8 protein-coding genes are annotated in these 10,804 nt (G+C 33.3%); all 8 read right to left on the bottom strand.

Going from position 1 to position 10,804, the window contains the following annotated elements:
* Window positions 1-1,202: gluconokinase (locus JJD95_RS12365; RefSeq protein WP_291643335.1), on the bottom strand; the 1,202-nt coding region annotated here is incomplete at its 3' end.
* Window positions 1,203-1,315: 113 nt separating this feature from the next.
* A complete protein-coding gene (locus tag JJD95_RS12360; protein ID WP_291643334.1) occupies window positions 1,316-2,659 on the bottom strand; it encodes a GntP family permease in 1,344 nt (447 codons plus the stop codon).
* A 136-nt stretch (window positions 2,660-2,795) separates the two neighbouring features.
* Window positions 2,796-3,644 carry a MurR/RpiR family transcriptional regulator gene (locus JJD95_RS12355; RefSeq protein ID WP_291643333.1) on the bottom strand — a complete coding sequence of 283 codons (849 nt, stop codon included), beginning with the start codon at window positions 3,642-3,644 and terminating at the stop codon, window positions 2,796-2,798.
* Window positions 3,645-3,780: 136 nt separating this feature from the next.
* Window positions 3,781-6,954, bottom strand: a complete 3,174-nt coding sequence (locus tag JJD95_RS12350) for an FtsX-like permease family protein (protein ID WP_291643332.1) — start codon at window positions 6,952-6,954, stop codon at window positions 3,781-3,783.
* Window positions 6,955-6,956: 2 nt separating this feature from the next.
* The gene (locus tag JJD95_RS12345; RefSeq protein ID WP_291643331.1) at window positions 6,957-7,661 is read right to left on the bottom strand and encodes an ABC transporter ATP-binding protein; all 705 of its coding nucleotides are present in this window, start codon (window positions 7,659-7,661) and stop codon (window positions 6,957-6,959) included.
* A gap of 11 nt (window positions 7,662-7,672) precedes the next feature.
* Entirely contained in the window at window positions 7,673-8,278 is a 606-nt protein-coding gene (locus tag JJD95_RS12340; protein WP_291643330.1) for a TetR/AcrR family transcriptional regulator, read from the bottom strand.
* Between the two features lie 143 nt (window positions 8,279-8,421).
* Window positions 8,422-9,087 (bottom strand): class D sortase, encoded by a 666-nt coding sequence (locus JJD95_RS12335; RefSeq protein ID WP_291643329.1) that lies wholly within the window; start codon window positions 9,085-9,087, stop codon window positions 8,422-8,424.
* Window positions 9,080-10,618: an ice-binding family protein gene (locus JJD95_RS12330; RefSeq protein WP_291643328.1), complete on the bottom strand. Its 1,539-nt coding sequence runs from the start codon at window positions 10,616-10,618 to the stop codon at window positions 9,080-9,082. Before JJD95_RS12330 ends, JJD95_RS12335 begins: the two co-directional genes overlap by 8 nt.
* Window positions 10,619-10,804 lie beyond the last annotated feature (186 nt).

Raw genomic sequence — 10,804 nt, 5'->3', positions numbered from 1 at the left:
GTTGTCTCCTCTAAAGCTTTTCCCACACTATAAACTCCAAACATCACTCCTTCTAGAAGTGCTCTTAAGAAATGTTCTCTTTTATGTGTAATGTTTATTCCAAAGAATACACCCTTAGAGTTTGCATCCCAATGTGGCGCTCTCTCTCCAAGCAGGTAGGGCAAAAATATTAAACCATTTGCTCCTGCTGGTACCTTGGACGCAACTTCTGTCAATAATTCATAAGGATCAACGCCTATTTCATTGGATTTTTCCAGTTCTATTTGCGAAAAATTGTCTCTAAACCATCTGAAAATAATCCCTCCATTATTAACAGGCCCACCAAGAACAAAATGATCTTCATTAAGAATATAACTAAAGATTCTTTCACTTTCATCATTTTTGGGTTTATCAGCTATTATTCTTATAGCTCCACTAGTTCCAATTGTAACGGCAGCATCTCCAGGCTTTACTGCATTAGCTCCAAGGTTTGCAAGACAACCATCGCTTGCTCCAATTATAAATGGCATCTGAGCATCAAGACCCATCATATCTGCGTACTTCTTCTCCATTCCTTTAAATGATTGTGTTGTTGATACTGGAGTCGACAACTTATCCTCACTTATACCTGCAATTTCTAATGAATTTTTATCCCATGAAAGCTCGTAAATATCGAACATACCAGTAGCAGACGCAATTGAATAATCAACAACGTATTTTCCAAATAGTTTTAAAAAAACATATTCTTTTATAGAAATAAATTTATATGTTTCTTTAAATACTTCCTTCATATTATCCCTCATCCATGCAAGCTTACATAATGGTGACATTGGATGAATTGGGGTACCCGTTTTCATATAGATTTCATGACCTACTTTACTATTTTTTATATTTTGTGAATACTGAGTGCTTCTAGTATCTGCCCAAATGATACAATCAGTTAATTTGTCCCCTTTTTCATTTACAGCCATTATACCGTGCATAGCCGAGCTAAAACTTACACCAAGTAATTTATTATTATTTTCATCATTTTCATTTACTACATATTTAATAGTATTAATAACTGCCTCAAACATCTCCTCAGGATTTTGCTCACTCCATGAAGGCTTAGGATTTAAAATAGGATAACCTACATTACACTTTGAAATTACATTCCCCTTTAAATCAAATGCAATGGCTTTAGTACTACTTGTTCCAATATCGAGTCCAATAAAATATTCCATGTTATCCTCCTTTTGAAATAAATTTTCTTAGCTTTGAAAATACCCTATAAAGTAGACCTTTTTATTTATCTACTCTATAGGGTATATTTGATTTCTAATTAAGTATATACCTTTTACACAAATAAGTTGAGAATCAATGCACCAGATAGTCCAACTACACCTATTATAGTTTCCATAACTGTCCAAGACCTAAGCGTATCCTTCTCTGAAATCCCAAAGTATCTGTTTACAAGCCAGAATCCACTATCATTTACATGAGATAATACTGTAGCACCTGAAGCTATTGCTATAACCATTAGTGCTGGTTCTACATTAAATGATCCAAGCATTGGAGCTATAATTCCTGCTGCTGTCATCATGGCAACTGTTGCTGAACCTGCAGCAACCCTAACTACCGCAGCTATTAAAAATGCTAGTATTAGTGGACTAAGGCTAGAACCTACTAACCCCTTTGCAAGCATTTCACCTACACCGCTATCTATTAAAACTTGTTTGAATACGCCACCTGCTCCAGTTACTAATATTATAAGTCCTGCTGGTGCTAGTGATGATGTTGCAACTTCATTTACCTTCTCTCGACTCATCCCTCTATATCTTCCAAGTCCCACAAAGGCTATTAGTGTAGCTATTGTTAGTGCAGCAAATGGATGTCCTAGAAAACCCATAACTGTTCTGAAATAACTATCCTCTGGTAAAAATACATTAGAAAAAGTATTAAATACTATCAATATAAGAGGTACCATTATAGTAAATAGTACAAATCCAAAGCTTGGTAAATCTTTGTCTTCCTTTATAGTAGCATCTGTTTCTTGTAACATGTATTCAGGAACATCTGCATGTATTTTTTTCGAAATATATTTAGCAAATACTGGTCCTGCAAGTATTGCTGCAGGAATTCCTACTATTAAACCGTAAAGAATAACTTTACCTATATCTGCATTTACTAATGCAGCAACTGCTACAGGTCCTGGTGTTGGTGGCACAAATGAATGTGTAACAGCTAGTCCTGCTAAAAGAGGAAGCCCATAATAAAGAACTGATTTTTTAGTTTCTTTAGTTAATGAATAAACTATTGGTACTAAAATTATAAAACCTACATCGAAAAATACTGGTATAGCAACTATAAATCCAGTTAGCATAAGTGCCCATTGTGATTTATCCTTACCAAATTTTTTAACAAGTGTTCTAGCTAATCTTTCTGCTCCCCCTGATACCTGAAGCATTTGCCCGAACATGGCACCCAGGCCTACCACAACCGCTATGAAACCTAGTGTTCCACCCATACCCTTTTGTATTGATCCCATTACCGTGTCTAAAGGCATACCAGCTGCTACCGCAACCGCCATACTAACTAGCAGTAATGAAACAAATGCTTGAAGCTTTAACTTCATGATTAAAAATAATAGCAAAGCAATTCCTAAAACTATAACTAGTGTTAAATAAGCTGCACTTGACATGAAAATCTCCCCCTTGAAAATTTATTTCTTTTTTATTAGTATAATATAATGTAAAGGTTTTATCAAGGGTTTTACGAAAATAATTTTCATAAATTAATATAAGAATTCATTTTTAATGTAGATATGAAAATTATTTTTAATATCTTTTGTTTGCAATGCCTTCCCTTATTTGTCCTAAAGCCTTATAATATTTGTCTTTATCCTTAAGACAAGTACCCACAAACATACAGTCTATCAGTGACAGTGCACTAATTCTCGACTCCATTGCCTCACTTCTAGATAAATTTTCTTTACCATAGGATACGAGGACCACATCAGATACTTTTAGTATAGGGGATTTGTAATTTGAAGTTATGGAAATTATTTTCACGCCTTTTCCCTTGGCTATTTCAAGGTTCTCTACTAGTTCCTTATTACTACCGGTATTTGAAATAGCTATTATGCAATCATTTTCATCATACATGGCACTTACCATAGCTTGAAAATGAGAATCATCGTGGAATATACAGTACTTTCCTGTTCTCATAAATTTATGATAGGCATCAAGTGCTATTGCTGCCGACCCACCCATACCAAAGAAAGCTATACGTTTTGCATTATGAATATACCCAATAGCTTTATCTAACTCTTTACTATCATTTATCCTTAAAGTTTCATTAAGAGAACTTATTGTAGAATTAAATATTTTTTGCATTAAAACTAGAGCATCATCATTCTCTTTTATTTCCTCATGTATATTTACAATAGGCTTTACAATTTCGCTTGCTATGCTTATCTTTAAATCCTGGTATCCTTTAAAACCCAATTTTTTACTAAGCCTAAACACCGTAGCTTCCCCACATTTACAATTTTCAGCAAGTTCAGTTATGGATGAATGAATAATATCCTTGGGATTTTTAAGTATGTATTCTCCTACTCTTTTTTCTGTGCCTTTAAGCTCTGAATATGTATTTCTTAATCTTTCTATACCGCCTATATCACTCATCATATTACCACCTTTTATTAACGATTTCATCTGTTCTTGTTTCTATTATACTATAATATACCATATAAAATTAAATTGCATTAATAAAAAAAACGCATTGTACTATTGCAAGCTCAAAGCGTTTATAAATATCTAATTATTCTGCACTTTTTAATGACTCTATCATATCGATGTTACCAAATTCTCTGTACATAACTAAATTTACAATTATAGAAAAAGAAATTGTAAGTAACACTGAATATAGGAAATAAATAGGATCAATCTTTCTCATAAACATCATTACATTAGTCTCAGATGTATTAATTACAAAATTGTTCAGAAATATTCCTACAGGTATTCCAGTTAGACTCCCTATTATCGTTAATATAATATTTTCACGATATATATATAAGGCAAGTTCATTATCGTAAAAACCTAAAAGCTTAATTGTAGACAGTTCTCTTTTTCTTTCATTGATATTTATATTTGTAAGATTATATATTACAACAAAAGCAAGAACACCTGCAGATATTATGAGTACTAGAACCACCGAATTTATACTCTTTGTGGTTTTATTGAAATCAAAATGATTTTTATTTTTATAACTTACAGATCCTATATTTTTTATGGCTGTAAGTGCTTTTGTTGTACTATTTTCAGCGCTATCCGAGGTTGATTTTATAAGTCCATAAAAACCGTTAAATTTCAAAACATCTCCAGTTAGTTTCTTATAATAATCAGAGCTCATATAAATGTAATGTTGCAAGTAATGTTCTGTAACACCCGTAATTTTAGCTTTTACTACCTTCTCATTCATGGTTATTTCAAGTGTGTCACCTATTTTTTTATTGGTAAGTTTTGATAGCTTTTCCGTAATAACTACGCCGTCTGAACTAAGATTTAGTTTTTTGTCCTTCATTGTAAGATTAATATACTTATTAATCTCCACTGGATTTTCTGTAACTACCACATATGCGTCTTCTGTACCAGATTTATTTAGATTTACTGTTCCATTTTTGGTATATGTGAATAAAACAGATTTTACGTTTTTATCTTCCATTATTTTATTTTTTATTGTGCTTTTCTCGTTAATATCTATATCACTCCTAAGAGTTGACTGCATGTCATACGTATATATTTTTGTAAATTGACTTTCTACAGCACCTACTATTCCTGACTTAAGTCCAAACCCTGTTATCATAAGGCCTGTGCAAGTTGCTATTCCAATTACTGTCATAAAAAATCTCTGTTTATATCTAAATATATTTCTTGCAGTAACTTTGTTTGTGAAGCTTAATCTTTTCCATATAAAAGTTACTTTTTCCAGTAATACAGTTTTCCCTGCCTTAGGTGGCTTTGGTCTCATTAGTGATGCCGGTGCTTCTCTTAACTCTTCAAGCGTTGCAAGAGTAGCCGCTAAGGTAGTAAATAATATTGCAATTAATGAAGACTCTAGTGCAAGACCAACATTAAATGGTGTTAGCGAATAAGGAATAGCATAAAGTGAAGAATATGCCTTCATAATAAGTGGAGGAAAAAGTCTAAATCCAAAGGATATACCTATTACGCTCCCAGTTATACTAGCTATTAGTGCATATATTAAATAGTGGGAAACTATAGCCAATCTGGAATATCCCAGAGCCTTTAAAGTTCCTATTTCAGTTCTATTTTCGCCAACCATCCTTGTCATAGTTGTAAGACTAACTAAAGCTGCCACCAGGAAAAATATAAGTGGAAATGCTTTGCCTATATTGTCTATTCTGTCACTGTCTTGTCTATAAGTTTCATATCCTACGTTAGTGCTACGTCCTAGCACATAGAAGTCTGGCGCTTCAATGTCATTAATTTCATCTTTATTTTTATTAATTTCTGCTTCGCCATCTTTTATTTTAATGTTTGCTTTATCTTCTTCAGCCTTTAATTTCAGCAGATTTTCATCAGCTTGTTTTTCACCGTTTTCAAGCTTTTTATTTGCTGCTGATAAATCTAACGCACCTTGCTTAAGCAATTTCTCCTGCTTTTCTAATTCATCCCATCCAATATCAATTTGTAATTGTGAACTATCAAACTTATTTTTTAGAAGTTCAATATCAAAAAAAGGCTTGATTTGCACTAATGCTGAATTAGTTTTTAATGAATTGTACATGCTGTCAAAATCTTTTCCTACAATGTTTTTTATATAAATCTCATTTATTCCATTGTACTGAGCTTTATAGATTTCATTACTAGGGTCAGATTCCAATTGTTTTTTCGCTTCCGAAACTTTTAGAGCCATTGATGTGGAAATATTACTTGCAGCCTTCTCTTTCCCTAAATCAAGCTCCACTTGACTTTTAATAAGTTTCTTTTTACCCTGTGCAATTTGAGTTTCCCCTTGTGCTTTTTTTTCATTGAAAATGCTTTGATTTTTTGCAAGTTCAATTTTCCCCTGTTTAATTTTATCTTTAGCGTCGTTTATTTGTTTATACCCCTCTGAGAATTTATCAGCTGCTTCTTTTTTCGAAGCATTTAATTTTTCTTCTGCAGTATTTATCTTACTGTTTGCATCTCCTAAAATCTTTGAATACCTAATTTCACTTCTTATAACTCCAAGTTCTTTAAGATTTTGTTCTAAAGCCATAGAAGTTTTTTTATAATCTTCATTAAATAAAAGACTATCTTTTGAATGTTCACTATTAGATTTTACGTATATCTCTGTGAATACATCACTTTTAAATACATCCGGTAATATATATATAAATCCTTTAACTGATCCATTTCCCACTGAACTTAACTGTCTTTGAGCTGATAAATAAAGAGGTGACAGTGCAGTTCCCACTATTTTAAATGTACTGTTTTTTAAGTCATCACCTATTTTAGTATCACTTCCTGATTTAAGTTCTATTTCATCCCCTATCTTAAATTTATTCTCTTTTAAAAATCCAGCTTCAACTACTGCTTCATTATTATTGTTGGCCATCTTTCCTGTGAGGATTTTAATATTATTTATGCCATCTATAGATGGGATTGAATTAACATTAACCACCAATGCCTTTTTGTCTTTTTCAATTACTGCATCTAATGAGAATGCTCCCTTTGCACTTTTTATATCTTTTAGCTTTTGGAATTCTAATACATCTTCATCAGTGAGTCCAAGTGTAGAAACTAATTTAAAATCCATAAACTCTGTTTCACTAAAATAAGAATCTGCTGATTCTTTCATATCTGGGCTAGTAGCTCTAACACCAGCATAAAAGGCAACTCCCAGTGCAATAATTATTACTATAGATAAAAATCTTGAAAATGTCTTTCTTATATCCCTAAATAAATTTTTATAAAATGTTTTCTTCATTATTACCACTCCAACTTTTCTATGGACATAGGATTATCATTTTTCACTACACTTTCGACTTTCCCACTTTTTACTGTTATTATCTTATCTGCAATAGGGGTTAACGCAGAATTATGAGTAATAACTATGACAGTCATTCCATGTTTTTTTGATGTATCAGATAATAGCTTAAGGATTGCTTTACCGGTATTATAATCAAGCGCACCTGTAGGCTCATCGCAAAGAAGTAACTTAGGATTTTTGGAAAGTGCTCTTGCTATGGATACTCTTTGCTGTTCCCCTCCAGACAGTTGCGACGGAAAATTTTTCATTCTATCTTTTAGCCCAACATTTTCAAGGATTTCTACAGGATCCATTGGATTTTTGCATATTTCAACTGCAAGCTCTACATTTTCAATTGCATTCAAATTTTGCACTAAATTATAGAACTGAAATACAAATCCTATTTCATCACGCCTATACTTTGTAAGCATTTTTTTATTATATCCACTTATCTCATTACCATCTACAAGAATATTTCCGCTAGTTACTTGATCCATACCTCCTAAAAGATTAAGTATTGTAGTTTTTCCTGCACCACTTGCGCCAATAACCACCACAAATTCTCCCTTTTCTATAGAAAATGAAACATCATCTACTGCTTTAATTATTACTTCCCCCATAGAGTAAGTCTTTTTTACATTTTTTAACTGTATAAAATTCTTCATTTTTTAATCTCCTAATCTATATTATTAAAATCTAATTTGCCCAGAATATCACTAAAAAATATATCTATTATACCCAGGATAAGTTTTCTCACTTCTGAGCCATCTTGTTTTTCTCTTAAAATGATAGAAATACTCTCCACCAAGTTATATGATAAAAGATATATAATAAAATTATTTTTAAGCCTTTTATTCTGAAGTGATAGTTCATATTCCATTTTCTCAGTAACTATTCTACTTACGAAATCCGCAAAGGTTTTTTTACAATTTTCATATACAGATCCTTCACTTTTATTAAGTAATATAGTAATTTCTGAGCTACTCTCTTTAAATATCTCCAATATCTTTTCCATTAATTCATAAAAAATTTCATCAGCCTTTTCGTTTATCTCCACTTTATTAAACTGATTTATGTAATTCATTAGTCTATCATAAACAGGACTTATTTGTTTCTGGTACAAATCATCTTTGCTCTTAAAATATTTATAAAAATTTCCAACAGATGTATGAGCGTTTTTAGCTATACTTCTTATAGATGTGCTTTTATAGCCCATTTGTTTAAATTCTTTTAGAGCTTCTTCTGATATATTTTTTCTAACTTCCTCTTTTAAATACTGCATTAGAAAACCCCCGTTCTCTTTTATATTATACTCTATTTAAAATTAAATCTCAACAACTTGGAGAAAAAATAAGCCCTAGAGCTGAAAGAATACTTCTAACTCTAGAGCTTAAATTACCAATTTAATATTTAAATTCAAGTTGTCTATTCACTTTTTACTAAATCTGCCGATATGATATATCGGTCTGGAGCACTGCCAATAAAATTGAAGGGATAACAGGTGGTCATTGTAAGAACTGCATGGTCTGTAGGTACGATGACTGTTTTGTCGTCTGCATGGACTATTCGTGTTCCCTTAACCCCATAAGTGAAGGTACCCAACCATGTTTTTACAATCACAATATCGCCTATCTTTAATTTACCAATTCCTCTGAATGCCGTATCACGATGTCCAGATATAACACAATTATCTTCTTCACCTGGTAGTACACTTTGACTAAAGTGACCTACACCTTTTTTAAGCTCCTTATCACCGGTGCCCTGGAGAATGGGTATTGTCCTCTTTAAAGCTGGTATCTCAAGAGTTCCAAATTTGTCACCTTCCACAGGATATACAGTGTAAAGAGTCTTATGAGATACTGGTGGAACAATTGCAGGGTATACTCTCACAAGTTCTGTGCTATCTCCCACTGACTTGTTTTTCTCTGTATCAAAAGTTTTAGGAGTGATAATGGCATTATCAGAATAATGAGACTGTGCCCATATGTTAAATATTGCCCAGAACATAAATCCTATGCCTAAAACTATAAATCCTATAGATACAATTTTACCAAAGGAGCACTTGCTCACTAATAATTTTTTTTTATTCAAAACGCTTTCTGCTTATCCAGCCTAATGCTCCGAGCATCGTTAAAGCAGCTCCCATAATGAGTAGCTCATACAAATGCGAGGACGTATCTGGAAGCGTGCCACCTGTAACAGTGGTTGTAACTACCGTTTCCTCTGGAACAGCAGACGTAACTACTGGAGGCGTAACCACTCCAGGCTTATTATCATTGTTAGTTATGATTACGGTTTTTTCTTCACCAGCGGCTAAAGTTATTTCACTATTAGTACTATCTTCACTATAGCTTGCGGTATATCCCTCAAAATCATCTTCACTAACTACATAATTACCAGCTTCCAAGGTGTAGCTTCTTCCAGGTGATTCAAGCCCTGATGCTGAGATTTCTAAATCCTCATTATCAGCAGACTTTACGTAAAGCTTAAAATCAGCAGCAACATTCGTTCCACCGTTATCATTTACAACATGCTTAATTACATGAAGTGTTGCTTTGGCTGGAGCCGTTGCTACTTCTGGAGTATAAGTGTTAGTTATAGTTACTGTTTTGTTTTCGCCAGGTTCTAAAGTTATATTACCATCAGCATCACCATTTCCGCTATACCTTGCAGTATAATCTTTTGAATCATCTTCGCTAACCACATAATCTCCCGCGGCCAAAGTATAAGTTTTTCCGAGCTCAGAGCCAATTGCCGGACTATCGTCAACATCCTTATCTAAAGTTTTTATGTGTATATTGAAATCACCCGCTGTTTTTGTTCCAACGTTATTATTAACAACCTTTTTAATTACTTTAAGGGTTGCAAAATCCTCACAATATCCATTTGTAATTATATTGCTATCTAACGTCACCGCACCATCCTGTGCCAATAACTGTCCTTGCACCACTGCACCGGTATTCGCTGTGATGGATTCCATTGCTAAAATGTGTCCCACAAAATTAGATGTTAATCCTAATGTGGCGGAACTTCCTACCTGCCAAAATGTTCGGCAGAATCGAGCACTATCAATAAGTTCAACATTACTGTCTGTTGCTGTAGTAAGTGTCTTAGTAGTCTGAAATATAAATACCCCATTTGGATCGCCATCGGCATCCAGCGTGAGGGTGCCCGTTATATGAAAGGTACCATCAGTGGAATTATAAACTCCTGGCTTTAAGGTAGTACCACCGAGTTCAGCGGAAATAGTTTTAGAAGGAGTTCTTCCTGCGGCATCGTTATATGCCATTACCAAATCATCTTTAGCCTTAATTGCAACTGGGTCGTTTATGTGTGTAGCTCCATCACTGATTGTTACATGAGCCTGGTCAGTGAACGCAGAACCAGGATGTAATCCCACATCTCCGCCAACTTTTCCATCCACATTGCCTCCAACTTCTCCGCCTATTGTGGTGGTTCCGGTGTTAGTGATTGTCGAACCAGCTAAAACAGCGAATGTGGAAGTTGTCCCAAGATTCACTGTACGCTCCGCAGCCATAACAACTGTAGGTTTTGCTATCATAACTACCATTAATAATGTTACTAGTAATGATATGGATCTAATCTTATTAAATATTTTCATAAATTTATTCATCCCCTCAATTCACTTTTTTTACAATTTGTTTAATAGTAATTATTATTATCATTAGATTTTTAGTCATATTATACTTATATAAAAAATTAAAAATTAAAGATATAAAAAAAAAACAAAAAACCCTTGTTACCTTTACCATTATACACCTATTTATGAAAAATTACAGGATATATG

The sequence above is a fragment of the Clostridium sp. genome (genome assembly GCF_016650035.1).
Classification (GTDB): domain Bacteria; phylum Bacillota; class Clostridia; order Clostridiales; family Clostridiaceae; genus Clostridium_AD.
This window is presented reverse-complemented; position numbering and strand designations above follow the sequence as displayed.

Coding starts and splice junctions, on each gene's coding strand:
- JJD95_RS12360 (WP_291643334.1), bottom strand. CDS start 2,659: ATGTCAAGTGCAGCTTATTTAACACTAGTTATAGTTTTAGGAATTGCT.
- JJD95_RS12355 (WP_291643333.1), bottom strand. CDS start 3,644: ATGAGTGATATAGGCGGTATAGAAAGATTAAGAAATACATATTCAGAG.
- JJD95_RS12350 (WP_291643332.1), bottom strand. CDS start 6,954: ATGAAGAAAACATTTTATAAAAATTTATTTAGGGATATAAGAAAGACA.
- JJD95_RS12345 (WP_291643331.1), bottom strand. CDS start 7,661: ATGAAGAATTTTATACAGTTAAAAAATGTAAAAAAGACTTACTCTATG.
- JJD95_RS12340 (WP_291643330.1), bottom strand. CDS start 8,278: ATGCAGTATTTAAAAGAGGAAGTTAGAAAAAATATATCAGAAGAAGCT.
- JJD95_RS12330 (WP_291643328.1), bottom strand. CDS start 10,618: ATGAAAATATTTAATAAGATTAGATCCATATCATTACTAGTAACATTA.